The sequence below is a fragment of the Saccharothrix sp. AJ9571 genome (assembly GCF_021725495.1).
Taxonomy (GTDB): Bacteria; Actinomycetota; Actinomycetes; order Mycobacteriales; family Pseudonocardiaceae; genus Amycolatopsis; species Amycolatopsis magusensis.
In genome coordinates, this window is sequence record NZ_CP091382.1 from 747,639 (window position 1) to 770,759 (window position 23,121).

Genomic DNA, 23,121 nt, shown 5'->3' on the forward strand with positions numbered 1-23,121 from the left:
TCACTTCCAGGAAGGTTCGGACTCGTCGTCATGGCCGTTGTCCTGGCCGCTCAGCGCGGCCTGCACCAGGTCGTCCACCGTCATCGTGTCGATGGAGGCGCCTTCGCCGTTCTCCTCCGGCCCACCGCCGGGGCGGGCCAGCCGCAGGAGCTGGTCGAGCATTCCGTGCTCACGCAGCTTCGCCAGCGGCACCGAAGCGAGCAGCTCGCGCACCTCGGCCTCTTCGGTGCCGGCGCTCGCGCCCTCGGGCACCAGCTGTTCGAGCAGGTGCTCGGCCAGTGCCTTCGGGTTCGGGTGGTCGAACACCAGCGTGGAGGCCAGGCTCAGCCCGGTCGCGGCGTTGAGCCGGTTGCGCAGCTCCACCACCGCGAGCGAGTCGAAGCCCAGGTCGCGGAACGGCCGGTCCTCGCGCACCGCGTCGAGATCGGCCTGCCCGAGCACCTCGGCGGCCCGGGTGCGCACCAGCTCCAGCACCACCTCGTAGCGGCGGGCCGGGGCCAGCTTGAGCACCTGCTCGGCCAGTTCCGGTTCGGCGGGCGCGGCTTCGGTGACCGCGCCCGGCGCGGGCGCCAGCTCGCGCATCAGCGGACTGGGCCGGAAACCCGAGGTGAACCGGCTCTGGTCCACCGCGGCGACCACCGCGGTCGGCTCGCTCTCCGCCGCCAGCTGCCGCAGCACCTGGCACGCCAGCTCGGGTTCCATCATCGCCACCCCGGCGCGGCGGGCGGTTTCCATGGCGTGGTCGGTATCGGCCATGCCGCCACCACCCCAGGCGCCCCAGGCGATCGAGGTCGCCGCGTGACCGTCGGCGCGTCGGCGCTCGGCCAGTGCGTCCAGCACCGCGTTCGCCGCGGCGTAGTTGGCCTGACCGGGGTTGCCGATCGCGGACGAAGCCGAGGAGAACAACACGAACGCGCTCAGGCCAGCCTCGCGGGTCAGCTCGTCGAGCAGCAGCGCCGAGTCCACCTTGGTCCGGAACACGTCCTGGAACCGGTCCGGGGTGAGCCGGTCGAGGATGCCGTCGTCGAGCACCCCGGCCGCGTGCACCACGCCGGTCAGGTCCGGGATCGTGCCGAGCAGTTCGGTCACCGCCGCGCGCTCGGTGACATCGCAGGCGGCCACGGTCACCGCCGCCCCGAGCCCGGCCAGTTCGGTCCGCAATTCCTCGGCGCCCGGCGCCTCGGGGCCGCGGCGGCTGACCAGCACCAGGTGCCGCGCCCCCGCCCCGGCGAGGGTGCGGGCCACGTGCCCGCCCAGCGCGCCGGTGCCGCCGGTGATCAGCACGGTGCCGTCCGGGTTCCACTCCTGCGCCGGAACCGGTGCGGGCGCCGGGAGCAGGCGCCTGCCGAAGATCCCGCTGGTGCGCACGGCCACCTGGTCCTCGCCGTCGAGTCCGGAAAGGACGGACGTGAGCCCGCGGACCACGCGGTCGTCCAGTTGGGCCGGGACGTCGACGAGCCCGCCCCAGCGCTCCGGGTACTCCATCGCGGCGACCCGGCCGAGGCCCCACACGGCGGCCCGCTCCGGGTTCGGCACCGTCTCCGAGCGGCCCACCGAGATCGCCCCGCTGGTCAGGCACCACAGCGGCGCGGTGATCCCCGCGTCGCCCAGCGCCTGGACCAGGGTGGCGGTCAACAGGACCCCGGCCGGTGCGCCACCGCCGGTGGATTCGGCCATCGCCAGCAGGGAAACCACTCCGGCGAACTCGGTCTCACCGTGTGCCTTGAGCGCTTCGGCCACCTGTTCGCGGTCGGGCGCCGCCACCTCGACGCGGGTGAAGTCGCCGTCGATCGCGTCGAGCAGCGCCCCACCGCCCGCCGGGACCACGGCGAGCCAGGAGCCCGCCAGCCGGTCGGTCTTCCTGCCGCCCAGCGGCTTCCACCCGATCCGGTGCCGCCAGCTGTCCACAACGGACTGGTCCTCGCGCTGGCGCCGCCAGTCGAGCAGCGCCGGGAGCACCTTCGACAGCGACTCGCCGTCCACGTCGAGCACCGACTCCAGCGAAGCGAAGTCCTGCTGCGCCACGGCCTCCCAGAGACCCTGGTCGGACACGCCGTCGGTCTCCGCCTTGGGCGCGGCAGGCACCGCGTCCGGCCAGTACCGCTGCCGCTGGAAGGCGTAGGTCGGCAGGTCCACCCTGGCCGCGCCGACACCGTCGAAGAACTCGCGCCAGCCGATGCGGACCCCGCGGGTGTGGATGCGGGCGAGCGCGGAGACCAGGCTGTTCTCCTCACCGCGGTCCTTGCGCAGCACCGGCACCACCAGCGCCTGCGGGGAGATCGACTCGCGGGCCATCGCCGAGAGCGCCGCGTCCGGGCCGAGTTCGACGTAGGTGGCCACGCCCCGGCTGTCCAGCGAGCGCATCGCGTCGCCGAAGCGCACGGCGTCGCGCACGTGCCGCACCCAGTACTCGGGGGAGGTCACGTCACCGTCGGTGGCGATCGGGATGCGCGGTGCCGAGTAGGTCAGGTTCTTCGCGACCGTCCGGAAGTCCTCCAGCATCTGGTCCATGTGCGCCGAGTGGAAGGCGTGGGAAACCTTGAGACGCTTGGCCTTCCACGGTTCGGCCACCTTCTCGACCAGCTCCGCGTCCCCGGCGATGACCACCGAGTTCGGCCCGTTCACCGCGGCGATCGACACCCCGTCGACCAGGTACGGCAGCACGTCCTCCTCGCTCGCCTGCACCGCCGCCATCGCCCCGCCGGCCGGGAGGGCCTGCATGAGCCGGGCGCGGGCGGAGACCAGCGCGCAAGCGTCGTCGAGGGTGAGCACCCCGGCGACGTGGGCCGCGGACAGCTCGCCGATCGAATGCCCGGCGAGGAAGTCCGGCTTGATGCCCCACGACTCGAGCAGGCGGTACAGCGCCACCTCGACCGCGAACAACGCGAGCTGCGCGTGCCCGGTCTGGTTCAGCGCCTCAGCGTCGTCGCTGCCGTCGCCCCACATCACGTCGCGGATGTCGCGGCCGTCGAGCTCGGCCAGCACCTCGTCGAGCGCCGCGGCGAAGACCGGGAAGCGGTTGTACAGCTCCCGGCCCATGCCGATCCGCTGCGCGCCCTGTCCGGTGAACAGGAACGCGAGCTTGCCGGAGCGGGCCGCCTCGTCCCGCAGCACGTGCGGCGCGTCCCCGTCTTCCGCCAACGCCACCAGACCGTCGACCAGCTCGTTCTGCTGCCCGGCGAGCACCACCGCGCGGTGTTCGAACGCGGCACGGGTGGTCGCCGCGGACAGCGCGATCCCGGCCAGGTCGTCGTTCTCGCGAGCCAGGTCCAGCAGGCGGGTCGCCTGGGCCCGCAGCGCCGCCGGGGTCCGGCCGGAGACCAGCACCGGCATCACCTCGGGCTTGCGCTCGGGCGCCACCACAGCGTCCCACTTGGTCGGCGGCACGGTTTCGGCCTGCTCCAGGATCAGGTGCGCGTTCGTGCCACTGGCCCCGAACGAGGAGATCCCGGCCCGGCGCGGACGGCCCACCTCGGGCCACGGCGTGGTCTCGGTCAGCAGCCGGACCGCGCCCGCGCTCCAGTCGACCTGGGTGGTCGGCCGGTCCACGTGCAGCGTTCGGGGCAGCCGGCCGTTGCGCATGGCCATGACCATCTTGATCACGCCGGCCACGCCCGCCGCCGACTGCGTGTGCCCGATGTTGGACTTGACCGTGCCCAGCAGCAGCGGCTGTTCGCGATCGCGGCCGTAGGTGGCCAGCAAAGCCTGCGCCTCGATCGGGTCACCCAGCTTGGTGCCCGTGCCGTGCGCCTCGACCGCGTCCACATCGGACGCTCCCAGCTTCGCGCTGGCCAGCGCCGCCCGGATCACCCGCTGCTGCGCGGGACCACTCGGCGCGGTCAGGCCGTTGGAGGCGCCGTCGGAGTTGATCGCCGAGCCCCGGACCACCGCGAGCACCTCGTGCCCGTTGCGGCGGGCGTCGGACAGCCGCTCGACCACCAGCATGCCCACGCCCTCGGACCAGCCGGTGCCGTCGGCGGTGTCGGAGAACGCCTTGCAGCGGCCGTCCTCGGACAACGCGCCCTGGGCACTGAACTCGACGAAGCCCACCGGCGTGGACATCACCGTGACCCCACCGGCCAGCGCGATCGAGCACTCGCCGTTGCGCAGTGCCTGCGCGGCGAGGTGCAGCGAGACCAGCGAAGACGAGCACGCGGTGTCGACCGAAACCGTCGGGCCCTGGAAGCCGAAGGTGTACGCGAGCCGCCCGGAGAGCAGGCTCGCCGACTGCGCGGTCTGCCACTCGTGCCCGGCGGTCTCGGCGGGCAGGCGGTACTCACCGCTGCCGCCGCCGATGAACACCCCGGCGTCCGTGCCGCGCAGCGTCCCCGGGTCGATCCCGGCGCGCTCCATCGCCTCCCACGCCGACTCCAGCAGCACCCGCTGCTGCGGGTCCATCACCAGCGCCTCACGCGGCGAGATGGCGAAGAAGTCGGGATCGAAATCCGCCACGTCGTAGAGGAAGCCACCCTGGCGGGTGATGCTTTGCTTGCTTCCGAACAACTTGCCGAAGTCCCAACCACGGTCTGCGGGCATCTCACCGACCGCGTCCACACCCCCGGTGACCAGCTGCCACAGGTCCTCCGGCGAGCGCACCCCACCGGGGAACCGGCACGCCATGCCCACGATCGCGATCGGCTCATCCGCCGATGTGCCGTGAATGTGGCTTTCACGGCGCACCTCCGTGCCGTGAAGGTGGCTTTCACGGCTTCCCACCAGCTCTTCGAGCAGGTAGGCGGCCAGTTCCGTGGGCGTCGGGTAGTCGAAGACCAGGGTGGCGGGCAGGCTCAGCCCGGTCTCGGTGTTCAGCTGGTTGCGCAGGTCGACCGCGGTCAGCGAGTCGAAGCCCAGGTCGCGGAACGGTGAGCCGTCCTCGATCGCGTCGGTGGTCGAATGCCCGAGCACCACGGCGATCTTGTCCCGGACCACGGCCAGCAGCACGTCGCCGCGGTCCTCCTCGGGCAGGGCCAGCAGCCGCTGCCGCAGCTCCGAGTCCACTTCGGACTCCACCGCGGCCGAAGCCGCCTCCGGCAGGTCGGCGAGCAGCGCACCGGGCAGCGAAGGCGCGAAGGTCTCCCACCGCACGTCCGCCACGGTCACCGAGGTGTCCCCGGCGGCGACCGCGCGGCCGAGCGCGGCGAGCGCCAGTTCCACGTCCATCCCGGGCAGCCCGCTCAACCGCAGGTGCCGCGCCATCTGGCTTTCCGGCGACTCCGCAAACGGACCCCAGGCGAGGTACAGCGCCTTCGCCCCGCGAGCCCGCCGGGCGCGGACGACCGCTTCGAGGTAGGCGTCCACGGCGGCCTGCGGGCCGCGGCCACGCACACCCCACGTCCCGGCGATCGAGCCGAGCACCACGAAAGCGTCCAGCGGCCGGTCGCCGAGCAGTTCGTCGAGATTGCGCACCCCGGCCACCGCGCCTTCGAGGTCCTCGGCGGCCTCCCCGGCGTGGACCACGGCGGTGAACTCGTGCTCGCCCAGCACCGCGGCCAGCGCGTCGCGGTCGGCGGCGGTGCCGGTCACCACGGTGGCGCCCGCGCTCGTCAGCCAGCCGGAAAGCTCCTCGTTGCCGCCGACGAGCAGGATCGTGCCCGCCGGAGTCCAGGAACCGGCGGCCCCGGCCGCCCGGACCAAGCGCCTGCCGAAGATCCCGTTCTCGCGCAGGGCGACCTGGTCCTCGGTCCCGGCCAGCACCGCGGCCAGTCCGCGGGCGGTGGTCAGGTCGACCAGCCCGCCCCAGCGGTCCGGCTGCTCCAGCGCGGCCACCCGGCCCTGGCCCCAGATCGCGGCCTGGCCGAAGTTCTCCGCCACCTCGTCACCGACCGCGACGGCACCGCGGGTCAGGCACCACAGCGGCGCGGTGACGCCCGCTTCGCCGAGCACCTGGAGCTGTTCGGCGGGCCAGGCGTGGCCGGGCACCTCGGCGCCTTCGGTCGCCAGCAGCGAGACCACGCCGTCGAACCCGGTCTCGTTCACCTCCACCAGCAGCCCGGCGAGTTCGGCGCGGCTGCGCACGTCCAGGCAGACGGTGTGCTCACCCAGCGCCTCCACGATCTCGGAGGTCCACTCGTCCTCGGCCGTCTCCGCCGGGAGCAGCACCAGCCAGCGGCCGGTGAGCGTGCCCTCGTCGTGGATCGGGACCCAGGTGGTCTCGTACCGCCAGCCGTCCACAACGGACTGTTCACGACGGCGGCGGCGCCAGGACGACAACGCCGGGACCATCGCGGTCACCGTCTCGCCGTCCAGCTCCAAAGTGGACGCCACGGAGTCGACGTCCGCGCGGTCCACCGCGGCCCAGAACTCGGCGTCGGCCGGGTCACCCATGCCTTCGGGCGGGCCCATCGCGATGGTGCCCTCGGGCCAGTAGCGCTCGCGCTGGAAGGCGTAGGTCGGCAGCGCGACGCGGGAGGCGCCGGTGCCGGCGAAGTAGTTCTCCCAGTCGACCGCCACGCCGTTCGCGTGCAGCGTGCCCAGCGCGGCGGTGATCGCCAGTTCCTCGTCGCGGTCCTTGCGCAGCAACGGGACCACCAGTGCGTCGGGAACAGACTCCGCGGCCATCGCCGAGGCCACGCCGTCGGGACCCAGCTCGATCATCGTGGTGACACCGGATTCGGCGAGCGTGCGCACGTTGTCGGCGAACCGGACGGTGTCGCGCACGTGCCGCACCCAGTACTCCGGCGAGGTCACGTCCCCGGTGGCGACCACCGGGATCCGCGGCTCGTGGAAGGTCAGGCCCTCGATGGCCGCGCGGAACTCGTCCAGCATCGGGTCCATCAACGGCGAGTGGAAGGCGTGCGAGACCTTCAGCCGCGAGGTCTTCTCGAACCGCTCGGCCACGGCCAGCACCTCGGCCTCGTCACCGGCGATGACGACCGACGAAGGCCCGTTGACCGCCGCGATGGAGATGCCGTCGGTGAGCAGCGGGGTGACCTGCGCTTCGGTGGCGCGGATCGCCACCATCGCGCCCACCCGTCGCCCACCACCACCCTCAACGGAGTCGCTGCGCGACGCGGCATCACTCGAGGTCGGCAGCGCCTGCATCAACCGGGCGCGGGCGGCGACCAGCGTGCACGCGTCCTCCAGGTCGAGCACCCCGGCGACGTGGGCCGCGGCGATCTCGCCGATGGAGTGCCCGGCGAGCCGGTCGGCCCGCAGGCCCAGCGATTCGGCCAGCCGGTAGAGCGCCACCTCGATGGCGAACAACGCGGGCTGGGCCCAGCCGGTCTGCTGCAGCAGCTCGGCGTCCTGACCCCAGACCACGTCACGCAGCGGCCGGTCCAGTTCGACGTCGAGCCGGGCCGCCACCGCGTCGAAGGCGTCCGCGAAGACTCCGAACCGGTCGTACAGCTCGCGGCCCATGCCGAGCCGCTGCGAACCCTGGCCGGTGAACAGGAACGCGGTCTGCCCCTCGCCCCGGCGCACCGACGCCCGCGCGCCCTCGGTCACCTCGCCGCCGCTGACCAGCAGCACCGAGCGGTGCGCGAAGGTCGAGCGGGTGACCGCGAGCGAGTACGCGATGTCCACTGTGCACAGTTCGGGATGCTCGGCGGCGAAGGCGCGCACGCGCTCGGTCTGCGCCGCCAGCGCTTCCTTGGTGCGGCCGGAGACCAGCCACGGCACCACGTTCGGCGTGACCTCGGCGGGCTCGACGGCCTGCTCGACCACCGGCGCCTGCTCCAGCACCACGTGCGCGTTGGTCCCGCTGACGCCGAACGCCGAGACCCCGGCGCGGCGCGGGCGGTCCACCTCCGGCCACGGCCGCGGTTCGTCGAGCAGCGAGACCGCACCCGCACTCCAGTCCACATGGGACGAAGGCGCGTCCACGTGCAGCGTCTTCGGCAGCACGCCGTTGCGCATCGCGAGCACCATCTTGATCACGCCGGCGACCCCGGCGGCGGCCTGCGAGTGCCCGATGTTCGACTTGATCGAGCCCAGCCAGAGCGGTTCTTCGCGGTCGGTCCCGAAGGTGCCGAGCAACGCCTGTGCCTCGATCGGGTCACCCAGGGTGGTGCCGGTGCCGTGCGCCTCGACCGCGTCGATCTCGGCCGTGGTCACCCCGGCGTCGGCCAGCGCCTGGCGGATCACCCGCTGCTGCGAGGGACCGTTGGGCGCGGTGAGGCCGTTGGAAGCGCCATCGGAGTTGACCGCCGAGCCCTTGAGCACGCCCCAGACCTCGTGGCCGTTGGCGAGCGCGTCGGACAGCCGCTCCAGCACCAGCATGCCGGCGCCCTCGGCCCAGGCCGTGCCGTCGGCCGCCTCGGCGAACGCCTTGCAGCGCCCGTCGGCGGCCAGACCGCCCTGGGTGGTGAACTCGATGAACGAGTCGGGGCTGGCCATCACCGAGACACCACCGGCCAGCGCCAGCCCGCATTCCCCGGCCCGCAGCGCCCGGGTGGCCCAGTGCATCGCGACCAGCGAGGACGAGCACGCGGTGTCGACGGTGACCGCCGGGCCTTCCAGCCCGAGGGTGTAGGACAGGCGGCCGGACATCACGCTCGCGGTGTTGCCGGTGGCGACGTACCCCTGCACGTCGGCCGAGGCGCGGCGCAGCACGCTCGGGTAGTCCTGGCCGTTGGTGCCGACGAACACGCCGGTCTGGCTGCCGCGCAACTTCGCCGGGTCGATCCCGGCGCGCTCCAGTGCTTCCCACGCGGTCTCCAGCACGAGCCGCTGCTGCGGGTCCATCGCCAGCGCCTCACGCGGGCTGATGCCGAAGAACGTGGCGTCGAAGTCGGCGACCCCGCTGAGGAACCCGGCCTCGCGGGTCGCCGAGGCGCCCTGGGCGAGCATGCCGAGGTCCCAGCCGCGGTCGTCGGGGAACGCGCTGACCCCGTCACGGCCCTCGGCCAGCAGCTCCCACAGCTCCTCCGGCGAGGTGACCCCGCCGGGGAAGCGGCACCCGATCCCGACGATCGCGATCGGATCGTCCGAGACCGCCTTGGTGCCGTGAATGTGGCTTTCACGGCTCGCGTCCGTGCCGTGAAGGTGGCTTTCACGGCTTCCGAGCAGCTCGGCCAGAAGGTGTTCGGCCAGTGCACGCGGGGTCGGGTAGTCGTAGATGAGGGAGGCGGGCAGGGTGAGGCCGGTCGCGGCGGCCAAGCCGTTGCGCAGCTCCAGCGTGGTCAGCGAGTCGAAGCCGAGGTCGCTGAACGCGCGGTCCGGCTCCACCTCGCTCGCGTCGGCGTGCCCGAGCACCGCGGCGACCTGCGTCCGCAGCATCTCCAGCACCTTGCGGGACCGCTCGGCCTCCGGCAGCCCGGCCAGTTCGTGCCCGGCGGGCTGTTCGGGAGCCGGCGCGCCGACCTCGCGCATCCGCCGTACTTCCGGCAGGTCCGCGGCGAACGGCGCCGGGCGCAGCGCGGTCAGCGCCGGGTAGTAGCGGGTCCAGTCGATGTCGGCGACCACGAGCGTGGTCTGGTCGTGCTCGATGGCCTGCTTGAGCGCGGAGATCGCCAGCTCGGGCGCCATCGGGCTGAGCCCGCCGCGCCGCAGCCGGTTCGCCACCGCGTCGGCCGAGTCGGCGACCATGCCGCCTTCGGCCCACGGGCCCCAGGCGATCGAGATCGCCGGGAGGCCCTGCGCCCGGCGGTGCTCGGCGAGCGCGTCGAGGTAGGCGTTCGCGGCGGCGTAGTTGGCCTGGCCCGCCGCGCCGATCACCCCGGCGGTCGAGGCGTAGAGCACGAACGCCGACAGCTCGCCGGTCAGCTCGTGCAGGTTCTTCGCGGCGATCGCCTTGGACCGCATGACCGCGTCGAAGGACTCGGGGGTGAGGGCGTCGACGAGCCCGTCTTCGACCACGCCCGCGGTGTGGATCACCGCGGTCACCGGGTGCTCGGCGAGCACCGCGGCCAGCGCGTCCCGGTCGGCCACGTCGCAGGCCTTGATGGTGATGCGCTCGTCCGCGAGTTCGGCCGCACCGGGTGCGTCCGGCCCGCGACGGCTCAGCAGCAGCAGGTGCTCGGCGCCGTTGTCCAGCAGCCAGCGGGAGATGTGCTTGCCGAGACCGCCGGTGCCACCGGTGACCAGCACCGTGCCGCTCGGCTCGAAGCTCGTGCGCGGCTCGGGACCGGCTGGCCGGTGCGTGAGCCGGCGGGCGTAGACCCCGGACGGCCGCACGGCCACCTGGTCCTCGTCGCCCGCGAGCACGCCGGGCAGCCGCCGCAGCGTCGCGCGGTCCAGCTGCGCGGGCAGGTCGAGCAGGCCACCCCAGCGGTCGGGGTGCTCCAGCGCGACGACCCGGCCGAAGCCCCAGATCGCGGCCTGCTCCGGCTCGGTCACCGCCTCCGACCGGCCCACCGACACCGCGCCACTGGTGACGCACCACAGCGGCGCGTCGATGCCGGTGTCACCCAGGGCCTGCACGGCGGCGGCCGTGGCGGTCAGGTCGAGCAGGGACAGCACCCCGCCGAGGCGGGTACCCGAGACACCGAGGTCACGCAGGCGCTCGGCCAGTGCGACCCGGTCGTCGCCGGGGACCTCGACCAGCGTGGTCTCCACGCCGAGGCCGTCGGCGATCGTGGTGGCCCGCTCGTCGGCGACCGGCACCAGCACCAGCCACGGCCCGGTCAGCGGCTTGGTGCCCGCCTCCACCGGCTTCCAGGTCACCGCGTAGCACCAGCCGTCCACAGTGGACAGCTCTTGGCGCTTGCGGCGCCAGGTGGACAGCGCGGGCACCATCGCGGTGACCGTGGCGCCGTCGAGGTCCAGCGTCTCGGCGAGCGTGGCCACGTCGGCGCGCTCGACGGCCTGCCAGAACTCGGCGTCGACCGGGTCACCCTGAGCTGGGGCTTCGGCGGTGCTCTGCTCCGGCCAGTAACGCTGGTGCTGGAACGGATACGTCGGCAGTTCGACCGGCCGTCCACCGGCCTTGGCGAAGAACGCCGTCCAGTCGACGCGCACGCCGTGGACGTGCAGGCCGGTCAGGGAGCCCAGCAGCGCGGTCACTTCGGGACGGTCGCGGCGCAGCGCGGGCAGCAGCAGCGCCTCCTCGCCCAGGGTCTCCCGCGCCATGCCGGACAGCACGCCGTCGGGCCCGAGTTCGAGGAAGGTGCGCACGCCCTCGCCCGCCAGCCACGAAACGCTGTCGGCGAACCGGACGGCGTCGCGCACGTGCCCGACCCAGTAGTCCACCGAGGTGACGTCACCGGTGGTGGCGATGGGGACGCGCGGTGCCTCGAAGGTCATATCGGCGATCGCGGCGCGGAAGTCGTCGAGCATGGCGTCCATGCGCGGCGAGTGGAACGCGTGCGAAACCGTGAGCTGCTTGGTCTTGCGGCCGTCGAACTGGGCGACGATCGCCGCTACGGCATCCTCGTCACCGGAGATCACCACGGAGTTCGGGCCGTTGACCGCGGCGATCGAAACGCCCTCGGTGAGCAGCGGGGTGACCTCTTCTTCAGTCGCCTCGATCGCGACCATCGCGCCCCCGGTCGGCAGCGCCTGCATCAACCGACCGCGCGCGGCGACCAGTTTCGCGGCGTCCTCAAGGGACAGGACACCCGCGACGTGAGCCGCGGCGATCTCGCCGATCGAGTGCCCGGCCAGGTAGTCCGGCTTCACGCCCCACGACTCCACCAGCCGGAACAGCGCCACTTCGAGCGCGAACAACGCGGGCTGGGTGTAGCCGGTCTCGTCCAGTGCTGAAGTGTTTCCAGTGTCTGCCCACATCACCTCGCGCAGCGGCCGGTCCAGCTCGGTGTCGAAGTGCGCGAGCACGGCGTCCAGCGCGTCGGCGAACACCTCGAACCGGTCGTACAACTCGCGGCCCATCCCGGCCCGCTGGCTACCCTGGCCGGTGAACAGGAAGGCGAGCCTGCCGCGGGTGGCGGTCCCGCGGACCAGTCCGGCGGCCGGCTGCCCGTCACGCAGGGCGGTCAGCCCGCGCACCAGGTCCTCGGTGTCCTCGGCCACCACGGCGGCGCGGTATTCGAAGGTGGAGCGCGTGGTCGCCAAAGCGCCGGCGACATCCGTCAGGTGCTCGGATTCCACAGTGGACAGCAGGCGCCCGGCCATCGCGCGCAGCGCGTCCTCGCTGCGGGCCGAGACCAGCACCGGCATCGGGCCGGACTCGGTGACCACGGCCGGTGCCTCGGCCGGTTCCGCCTGCTCCAGGATGGTGTGCACGTTCGTGCCGCTGAGGCCGAACGAGGACACCCCGGCGCGGCGCGGGCGGGCGGTCTCCGGCCACGGCGTCGACTCGGTGAGCAGCTGGATCGCCCCGGCGCTCCAGTCCACGTGGGACGAGGGCTGGTCCACGTGCAGCGTCTTCGGCAGCACCCCGTGCTTCAGCGCCAGCACCATCTTGATCACGCTGGCCACGCCGGAGGCCATCTGCGTGTGACCGATGTTCGACTTGACCGAACCCAGCAGCAGCTGCCGGTCGGTGACCTGGCCGTAGGTGGCCAGCAGCGCCTGCGCCTCGATCGGGTCGCCCAGCGCGGTGCCGGTGCCGTGCCCGTCCACCGCGTCCACTTCGGACGGGTCGAGCTTGGCGTTGGCCAGCGCCTGCATGATCACCCGTTGCTGCGAGGGACCGTTGGGCGCGGTCAGGCCGTTGGAGGCGCCGTCCTGGTTCATCGCGCTGCCGCGGACCACGGCCAGCACCTCGTGCCCGTTGCGGCGGGCGTCGGACAACCGCTCCAGCAGCACCAGGCCGACACCTTCGGCCAGCGTCATGCCGTCGGCGGCGTCGGAGTAGGCCTTGCAGCGGCCGTCCTGGGCGAGCGCGCGCTGACGGCTGAAGCCGACGAACGCACCCGGCGTGGCCATCACGCTGACGCCACCGGCGAGCGCGAGAGAGCTTTCGCCGCCACGCAGCGACTGGCAGGCCAGGTGCATCGCGACCAGCGAAGAGGAGCACGCGGTGTCGATGGTGACCGCGGGGCCTTCGAGCCCGAACAGGTAGGACACCCGGCCGGACAGCACGCTCGACAGCGTGCCGGTGATCATGTGCCCCTCGGACGCGCCGGCGGCGTCCGTGCCGCCGGTCGAGTAGTCCTGGTAGCTGGCGCCGATGAACGCGCCGGTCAGGCTGCCGCGCAGCGAGGCCGGATCGATCCCGGCCCGCTCGAACGCCTCCCAGGCGGTTTCGAGGAGCAGGCGCTGCTGCGGGTCCATCGCCAGCGCCTCACGCGGGCTGATGCCGAAGAAGCCGGGGTCGAAGTTCGCCACGTCGTGCAGGAACCCGCCCTGCACCGAGTAGGTGCCGCCGGGGCGGTCGGGGTCCGGGTCGAACAACGCGTCGGCGTCCCAGCCGCGGTCGGCAGGGAACCCGGAGATCGCGTCGACCCCGCCGAGCACCAGCTCCCACAGGTCCTCGGGCGAGCTGACCCCGCCCGGGTAGCGGCAGCTCATGCCGACGATGGCGATCGGCTCGTCGTCGGTCGCCGAGGTGACCACCGGCGCGATGGACCGGCCGCCGCCCTCGATCTCGCCGAGCAGGAACTCCACCAGCGCGATCGGGTTCGGGTGGTCGAAGACCATCGTGGTCGGCAAGGTCAGCCCGGTCGCCGCGGCGAGCCGGTTGCGCAGGTCGACCGCGGTGATCGAGTCGAAGCCGATCTCGCGGAAGGCGCGGTGCTCGGACAGCTCGTCGGCCGAAGAGTGGCCGAGCACGGTGGCGACCTGCGTGCGCACCAGGTCGAGCAGCACGCGCTCCTGCTCGGCGGCGGGCAGCGAGCGCAGCCGGTCGGCGAACCCGCCGTCGTCCTTGGGCGCGGCGTTCGCGGCCTCCTCGGTGAGCTGCCGGACCTCGGGGATCTCGTCGAACAGCGTGGTCGGCCGGGTCGCGGTGAACACCGGGTGGTACCGGTTCCAGTCGACGTCGGCGATGGCCACGTCGGTGTCGTTCTCGTCGAGCGCGCGGCCCAGCGCGGACAGCGCCAGGCGCGCCTTCATGAACACCAGGCCGCTGCGGCGGATCTGCTCCGGGTCGACGCGGCCGAGGCCGAGGTCGTCGGCCCAGATGCCCCAGGACACCGCGGTCGCGGGCAGGCCGCGGCCACGCCGGTTCTCGGCGAGTGCGTTGAGGTAGGCGTTGGCCGCGACGTAGGCGCCGTGCTGGCCACTGCCCCACATGCCGGAGATGGACGAGAACATCACGAACGAGTCGAGTTCCTCGTCGATCAGCGCGTCCAGGTGCTCGGCGCCCCGGACCTTGGCGTTCACCACCTGCCCGAAGGCGTCCGAAGTGGACTCGGCGAGCGAGTGCAGGCCGATCACCGCGGCGGTGTGGATGACGTTGCGGATCTGGTGGCCGTCGGCACGCAGGCCGCCGAGCATGGCGGCCACCGCGTGGCGGTCGGAGATGTCGCAGGAGACCGCCGAGGCGTCGGAACCCAGCTCGCGCAGGGCTTCGACGAGTTCGGGGGCGCCGGGCGCCTCGATCCCGCTGCGGCTGATCAGCACGATCCGCTCGGCACCCTGGTGGGCCAGCCAGTGCGCCACGTGCGGGCCGAGCGTGCCGGTGCCGCCGGTGATCAGCGTGGTGCCGCGTGGCTGCCACTCGCGAGCGCGGTTCGGCCGGGCCGGAGCCCGCACGATCCGGCGGGCCAGCGTGCCCGAAGCGCGGATGGCGAACTGGTCCTCGCCCGCCGGGTCGGCCAGCACGGCGGCCAGCCGCTGCCCGGCCCGCGAGTCGAGCTGCGCGGGCAGGTCGATCACGCCGCCCCAGCGCTGCGGGTGCTCCAGCGCCGCGGTCCAGCCGACGCCCATCACCTGGGCCTGCGCGGGGTTGGTCAGCTTGTCCGACCGGCCGGTGGAAACCGCGCCGCGGGTGAGGAACCACATCGGCGTTTCGGTCGTTTGCACGAGCTTGACGCTCAGGTCGAGACCACGGGTCAGCGCCGGTTCGGTCTCGCTCGGCGCCTCGTCCATGGCCAGCAGCGACACCACACCCGTGATGCCCTCGGTGTCCACAGTGGAGCCGTCGAAGACCACGCGGCGCACCTCGGCGCCGTTCTCGGTCAGCGCGTCCGCGACCTCCTGGTCGTCGATGCCCTCGGCGGTGACCAGCAGCCAAGTACCGGAGAGCGTGGCCTGCGTGGTGCCGCTCAACGGCTTCCAGGTGACGCGGTAGCGCCAAGCGTCCGCGGTGGACTGCTCACGGTGCTGCTGGCGCCACGAGTTCAGCGCGGGCAGCACAGCGGCGAGCGACTCTTCGTCCACGTGCAGGCTGGAGGTGAGCGTCGCGAGGTCGGCGCGCTCGACGGCCGCCCAGAACGCGGCGTCCACCGGGTCGGCCCCGGTCGGCTGTTCGGGCATTTGCGGCCCGCCGACCCAGTACCGCTCGTGCTGGAAGGCGTAGGTGGGCAGGCTGATCCGGCGCGCGCCGGTGCCTTCGAAGGCGGCCTTCCAGTCGACGGCCACCCCGCGCACGAACACCTCGGCGATCGAGGTGAGCAGCCGGTCCACTCCGCCGAGATCGCGGCGCAGGGTACCGGTGACCACGCCCCGCGCTCCGGCGTCCGCGAGGGTGTCCTCCACCCCGACGGTGAGCACCGGGTGCGAGCTGACCTCGATGAACGCCTGGTGCCCGGCGGTCACCAGGTCGCGGACGGCACCCGCCAGGTGCACGGTCTGGCGCAGGTTGCGGTACCAGTAGTCGGCGGTCAGCTCCGGGCCCTCGACCCAGTCGCCGGTGACCGTGGAGCGGAACGGGATCCGCGGCCGCTGCGGGTCGAGCCCGTGCAGGTCGCGCAGGATCTCGTCACGGATGTCTTCGACGTGCGCGGAGTGCGAGGCGTAGTCCACCACGATCCGCCGCACCCGCACGCCTTCCGCGGCGAGCGTTTCGAGCAGTTCGTCCAGTGCCTCGGGATCACCGGAAACGGCGACCGTGCGCGGGCCGTTCTCGGCGGCCAGCGACAACCGGCCATCCCACGCGGCCAGCCGCTCGACGACCTCGTCGGCGGGCAGCGCGATCGACGCGATGCCCCCGCGCCCGGCCAGTTCACGGCCGATCGCCTGGCTGCGCAGCGCGACCACCTTCGCAGCGTCCTCCAGCGACAGCGCGCCGGAGACGCAGGCGGCCGCGATCTCCCCCTGCGAGTGCCCGACCACCGCGTCCGGCACCACACCGTACGAACGCCACACCTCGGCGAGCGACACCATCACGGCGAACGACGCGGGCTGCACCACGTCGACGCGTTCCAGCGAGGGCGCGCCTTCCACCCCGCGGAGCACGTCGAGCAGCGACCAGTCCAGGTAGGGAGCGAGCGCGGCGGCGCATTCGGCGATCCGCGCGGCGAACACCGGCGACTCGTCGATCAGCTGCGCGCCCATGCCCGCCCACTGCGCACCCTGGCCGGGGAAGACGAAGGTGACGCGACCGTCCAGATCGGCCAGTCCGCGGACCTCGGCCGAGCCGATCAGCACCGAGCGGTACTCGAACTTCGAGCGCGTGGTGGCCAGCGAGAACCCGACGTCGACCGGGCGCTCGCCCTCGACCGCGGGCAGCAGGTTCGCGATCTGCGCTGCCAGCGCGGCTTCGCTGCGGGCCGTCAGCACCCACGGCACGACGCCGCCCGGCTGCTCCACGACCACCGGCGCCAGCTCGGCCGAAACCGGCGGCGCCTCTTCGATCACCGCGTGCGCGTTGGTCCCGCTGACCCCGAACGAGGACACCGCGCACCGGCGCGGTCGGCCGTTCGAAGCCCATTCGACCGGCTCGTTCAGCAGCGACAGCGCACCCGAACTCCAGTCCACGTGCGACGACGGTGTGTCGGCGTGCAAAGTCCTCGGCAGCAAGCCGTTCTGCAGCGCCATCACCATCTTGATCACGCTGGCCACGCCCGCGGCCGACTGCGAGTGGCCGATGTTCGACTTGACCGAGCCGAGCAGCAGCGGCCGCTCCGGGTCGCGCTCGCGGCCGTAGGTGGCCAGCAGCGCCTGCGCCTCGATCGGGTCACCCAGGGTGGTGCCGGTGCCGTGCGCGTCCACGGCGTCCACATCGGACGGTTCGACACCCGCGTTGGCCAGCGCCTGCATGATCACCCGCTGCTGCGAGGGACCGTTCGGCGCGGACAGCCCGTTCGAAGCGCCGTCCTGGTTGACCGCGGAACCCCGCACCACGGCGAGGATCGGGTGCCCGTTGCGCTCGGCGTCCGAAAGCTTCTCGACCAGCAGCATGCCGATGCCCTCGGACAGGGTCATGCCGTCGGCCGAGTCGGAGAACGCCTTGCAGCGGCCGTCCTGCGCGAGCGCCCGCTGGCGGCTGAAGGCGATCAGCGGCTTGGGGTTCGGCATCACCGTGGCGCCGGCGGCCAGCGCCAGCGTGCTTTCCCCGCTGCGCAGCGACTGGCAGGCCAGGTGCAGCGCGACCAGCGACGAGGAGCAGGCGGTGTCCACGGTGACCGCCGGGCCTTCGAGGCCGAAGACGTAGGACACGCGGCCGGACAGCACGCTCGGGCTGCTGCCGGTCACCGCGTAGCCCTCGGATCCGCCGCCGTCCACAGCGCCGTATTCGGAGTAGCTGGAGCCGATGAACGCGCCGGTGCGGGTGCCACGCAGCGAGGCCGGGTCGATCCCGGCGCGCTCGATGGCCTCCCACGTGGTCTCCAGCAGCAGGCGCTGCTGCGGGTCCATGCCGACGGCCTCACGCGGCGAGATGCCGAAGAAGGCCGGGTCGAAGTCGCCCGCGGTGTGCAGGTAGCCACCCGCGGTCGAGTAGGTGGTGCCCGGGTTGTCGGGGTCCGGGTCGTAGAGCATGGCCATGTCGAACCCGCGGTCACCGGGGAATTCGGTGATCGCGTCGGTGCCTTCGGCGATCAGGCGCCAGAACTCCTCCGGCGTGTCCGCGCCACCGGGGAACCGGCAGGCCATGCCGATGATGGCGATCGGCTCGTCGGTGGAGCCGCCGTTGTTCGCCTGCCACACCACGGCTTCGGCGGCCGAGCCGAGCAGTTCGTCGTGCAGGTGGTCGGCCAGCACCTTCGGCGTCGGGTAGTCGAAGATCAGCGTCGCCGGCAGCGTCAGGCCGGTCGCGCCGCCGAGTCGCTGACGTAATTCGACCGCGGTCAGCGAGTCGAAGCCGATCTCCTGGAACGCCCGCTGCTCGCCGACCTCTTCGGCGGAGCTGTGCCCGAGCACCGCGGCGGCCTCGGCCCGCACCAGCGCGACCAGGCGGCGGCGCTGCTCGGCCTCGGGCAGCTCACGCAGTTCGGCGGCGAAGCCGGACGACTCGCCCGTCTGCTTCTCCTCGGCTTCGGCCAGCGCCTTGACCTCGGGCAGGTCGCTGAGCAGCGCGCTCGGGCGGCGCGAGGTGAACAGCGGGTGGTAGCGGTCCCAGCTGACGTCGGCCACGGTCACCGTCACGTCGTGCTGGACGACCGCGCGGTGCAGTTCGGCGATGGCGGGCCCGGCGTCCAGGAAGGCGAGGCCCTGGCGCAGCAGGCTGCCGGACATCTCCTCGTGCGTGGCCATGCCGACCTCGGCCCACGGACCCCAGGCGATCGAGGTCGCGGTCAGCCCCTGGGCGCGGCGGCGCTCGGCCAGCGCGTCGAGGTAGGCGTTCGCGGCGGCGTAGGCGCTCTGGCCACCGCTGCCCCACACCCCGGCGATGGACCCGAACAACACGAACAGGTCCAGCTCGCGATCACCGAGCAGCTCGTCCAGGTTCCGCGCGCCGAGCACCTTCGCGGACATGACGTCGGCGAACTCCGGCAGCCCGGTCAGCTCCAGCGGCGAGGACTGCCCGACGCCCGCGGTGTGCACGACCCCGGTCAGCGGCATGGCGGGCGGGATGTCGGCGAGCACGGCGGCGAGCGCGTCGCGGTCGGCCACGTCGCAGGCGACGATCTCGACGCGCGCACCCAGTTCGGTCAGTTCCGCGCGCAGTTCGGCCGCGCCCGGCGCGTCCAGGCCACGGCGGTTGGTGAGCACCAGGTTCTCCGCGCCACGACCGGCCAGCCAGCGCGCGACGGCGGCCCCGAGACCACCGGTACCGCCGGTGACCAGGACCGTGCCGCCCGCGGTGAAGTCGTCGGCGGCGGGCAGCGCGTCCACCGGCCGGTGGGCCAGGCGGCGGCCGAGCACGCCGGTGGCGCGGATCGCGGTCTGGTCCTCGGTCCCGGTGAGCACGCCGAGCAGCCGCCGCAGCGCGTTGGCGTCGACCTCCTCCGGCAGGTCGACCAGCCCGCCCCAGCGCTGCGAGTACTCCAGCGCGGCGACGCGGCCGAAGCCCCACACCGCGGCCTGGGCGGGCGACTCGACCTCGTCACCCTGGCCGGTGCTCACCGCACCGCGGGTCAGCGTCCACAGTGGAGCGTCAAGGGTGCGCAGGACCGAGATGGTCAGCGCGAGACCGGTGGAGAGCACCGGGTGTGGTTCGTAGGGGCGCTCGTCCAGCGCCAGCAGCGAGACCACGCCGGCGACCTCGCCGACCTCACCCAGCCGCTCGGTGATCGGCCCCTGCTCGGCGCACGCGGCGTCCAGTTCGAGCTGACGGGCGTCGGCGCCGTGCGCGGCCAGCAGGTCGCGGACCTGCCCGGCCAGTTCGGCGTCCTGCTCACCGGTGAGCACCAGCCACTGCCCGCTGAGCACCGGGGTGACGCCGGTCCGCAGCGGGGTCCACTTGATCCGGTAGCGCCAGGAGTCCAGAAGGGACCTCTGCTGGTTGCTCTGCCGCCACGACGAGAGCGCGGGCAGCAGCGCGTCGAGGGAGGACTGCTGCTGCTCGCCGAGGTGGAGCAGGGCGGCCAGTTCGTTCGCGTCGCCGCGTTCGATCGCCGCCCACAGCCGCTCGTCGCTGGGGTCGCTGGAGAAACCGGCGGGCAGCTCCGGCGCCTGCGGCCAGTAGTACGAGTGCTGGAAGGCGTAGGTCGGCAGCTCGACCCGCCGCACCCCGCGGCCCTCGAAGAAGCTCGGCCAGCCGACCCGCACGCCGTGCAGGTGCATCCGGGTCAGCGCGGAAACCACCGCGGGTTCCTCACCGCGACCGGACCGCTGGGCGGCCACGATGTTCGCGTCGTCGTCACCCAGTACTTCCTGGATCATCGGCGACAGCACGCCGTCCGGCCCCAGCTCGACGAACATCCGCACGCCCGAGTCGCGCAGGGTGCGCACGCCGTCCGCGAACCGGACCGCCTCGCGGACGTGACGCACCCAGTAGTCCGGCGACGACATGGCGTCGGTGTCGAAGTGCCCGGTCAGGTTGGAGACCACCGGGATCTTCGGCGCGGCGAAGGCCAGTTCCGCGACGACCTGCCCGAACTCCGCCAGCATGTCGTCCATGCGCGGCGAGTGGAAAGCGTGCGAAACGGTGAGGCGCTTGGTCTTTCGGCCTTCGAAGCGCGCGACCACGGCGTCCACGGCGTCTTCGTCACCCGAGACGACCACGGAGTTCGGGCCGTTGATCGCCGCGATCGACACGGTGTTGGTCAGCGGGCCGGTCAGCAGCGGCGCGACTTCGTCCTCGGTGGCCTGGATCGCCACCATGGCCCCACCGGTGGGCAAAGCCTGCATCAAGCGGCCACGCGCGGCGACCAGCTTCGCGGCGTCTTCCAGGGTGAGCACCTCGGAGACGTGCGCGGCGGTGATCTCGCCGATCGAGTGCCCGCCCAGGAAGTGGACCTTCACGCCCCACGAGCGCACCAGCCGGAACAACGCCACCTCGACGGCGAAGATCGCGGGCTGCGCCCAGCCGGTCTGGTCCAGCAGACCGGTCTCGTCGTCCCACATGACCTCGCGCAGCGGGTGGTCCAGGTGCGCGTCGAGCGCGTCGGCCACCTCGTCGAAGGCCTCGGCGAACACCGGGAACCGCTGGTACAGCTCACGGCCCATCCCGGCGCGCTGGCTGCCCTGCCCGGTGAAGATCATCGCGATCTTGCCCGACACCGCCTCGCCGGTGAGCGCCCCGGCGTCCGGGGAGTCGGCGGCGAGTGCGGCCAGCGACCGCAGCAGGGACTCGCGGTCCTCGCCGACCACGGCGGCGCGGTGCTCGAAGGCCGACCGAGCGGTCGCCAGCGAGTAGGCCACGTCGGCGGGCTCCAGCTCCGGCTTACCGTCCACATAGGACAAAAGCCGGGCGGCCTGCGCGCGGACGGCGTCGCGGGTCTTGCCCGACAGTACCCACGGCACGGTCCCGTCCAGGGTCGGCCGCTCCTCGACGACCACCGGCGCGGGCTGCTCCAGGATCACGTGCGCGTTGGTGCCGCTGATGCCGAACGACGAGATGCCCGCGCGCCACGGGCGGCCGACCTCGGCCAGTTCCGCCGGCTCGGTGAGCAGCCGCACGTCACCGGCGGTCCAGTCCACGTGGGACGACGGCTCATCGATGTGCAGTGTCTTCGGGAGGACGCCGTACTTCAGCGCCATCACCATCTTGATCACCCCGGCCGCGCCGGCGGCGGCCTGCGTGTGCCCGAGGTTCGACTTGACCGAGCCGAGCAGCAGCGGGCGGTCGCGGTGCTTGCCGTAGGTGGCCAGCAGCGCCTGTGCCTCGATCGGGTCGCCGAGCGAGGTACCGGTGCCGTGCGCCTCCACCGCATCGACGTCCGAAGTGGACAGCCCGGCGCTGGCGAGCGCCTGCTGGATCACGCGTTGCTGTGAGGGTCCGTTCGGCGCCATCAGGCCGTTCGACGCGCCGTCCTGGTTGATCGCCGAGCCCTTGACCACGGCGAGCACCTCGTGCCCGTTGCGCCGCGCGTCGGACAACCGCTCCAGCACCAGCACCCCGACGCCTTCGGACCAGCCGACGCCGTCGGCCGAGTCGGAGAACGCCTTGCACCGGCCGTCGGGGGAAAGCCCGCGCTGGCGCGAGAACTCGATCAGCGCGATCGGCGTGGACATCACCGTGACGCCACCGGCCAGCGCCAGCGAGCACTCGCCGTTGCGCAGCGCCTGCGCCGCCAGGTGCAGGGTGACCAGCGAAGACGAGCACGCGGTGTCCACGGTGACCGCGGGCCCCTCCAGACCCAGCGTGTAGGACACGCGGCCGGAGACGATGCTCGGCGAGGTGCCGCTGCCCTGGTAGCCCTCGGACGCGCCGCCCATCGAGCCGCCGTAGTCGTTGTACATCACCCCGGCGAACACGCCGGTCTGGCTGCCCCGCAGGGAAACCGGGTCGATCCCGGCCCGCTCGATCGCCTCCCACGACACCTCCAGCAGCAGCCGCTGCTGGGAGTCGGTGGCGACCGCTTCACGGGGGCTCATGCCGAAGAACCCGGCGTCGAACTCACCGGCGTCGTGCAGGAAGCCGCCGGAGCGGGTGTAGGAGGTGCCGGGGTGGTCGGGGTCCGGGTGGTACAGCTTCTCCAGGTCCCAGCCGCGGTCGGTGGGAAAGCCGGAGATCGCGTCGCCGCCGTCGAGCACCAGCTGCCACAGGTCCTCCGGCGAGTTGACCCCGCCCGGGTACCGGCAGCCCATGCCGACGATCACGATCGGGTCGTCGCCGGTCCTGGTCACCGGGCGGACCTGCTCGGGGATCACCGCGTCGGCCTCGAACAGTTCCCCGGCCAGGTATCCGGCCAGCACGTTCGGCGTCGGGTAGTCGAAGACCATGGTGGCCGGCAGGCGCAGGCCGGTGACCGCGGTCAGGCGGTTGCGCAGCTCGACCGAGGTCAGCGAGTCGAAGCCGAGGTCCTTGAACTGGCGGTCGGGCTCGATCTCCGCGCCCTCGGCGTGGCCGAGCACGGCCGCCACCTGGTCGCGGATGATCTCCAGCAGCACATCGCGGCGCTCGTCCTCGCTGAGCCCGGAAAGCCGGCGCACCAGCGTGTCGGCGGCCTCGGAACTGGCCACCGCGGACCGGCGCGAGCGGGTGCGGATCAGCCCGCGGAACAGCGGCGGGATCTCCGGCTGCGCCCGCAGCACGGACAGGTCGAGGCGCAGCGCCAGCACGGCGGCGTCCTCGGTGGTCAGCGCGGCGTCGAACAACGCGACGCCCTGGTCGACGGTCAGCGCGGGCATGCCGGAGCGCGCCATGCGCTCGGCGTCCGCGCCCGACAGCATGCCGGTCTGGTCCCACGCGCCCCAGCCCAGCGAGGCCGCGGGCAGCCCTTCGGCGCGGCGCCGGGCGGCGAGGGCGTCCAGGAAGGCGTTGGCGGCGGCGTAGTTGCCCTGGCCCGGGTTGCCGAACACGCCGGCGGCCGAGGAGAACACCACGAAGGCCGACAGCTCGCCGGT

The 23,121-nt window shown here is 72.9% G+C and carries 1 protein-coding gene (cut by a window edge); it reads right to left on the bottom strand.

Annotated elements, in window-relative coordinates; genetic code table 11:
- Positions 1-23,121 carry the 3' portion of a type I polyketide synthase gene (locus L3Q67_RS03060; protein ID WP_499188083.1) on the bottom strand. Its footprint extends 4,458 nt past the window's final position, so only the last 23,121 of its 27,579 coding nucleotides appear in the window; the start codon falls outside the window, past its right edge; the stop codon is at positions 1-3.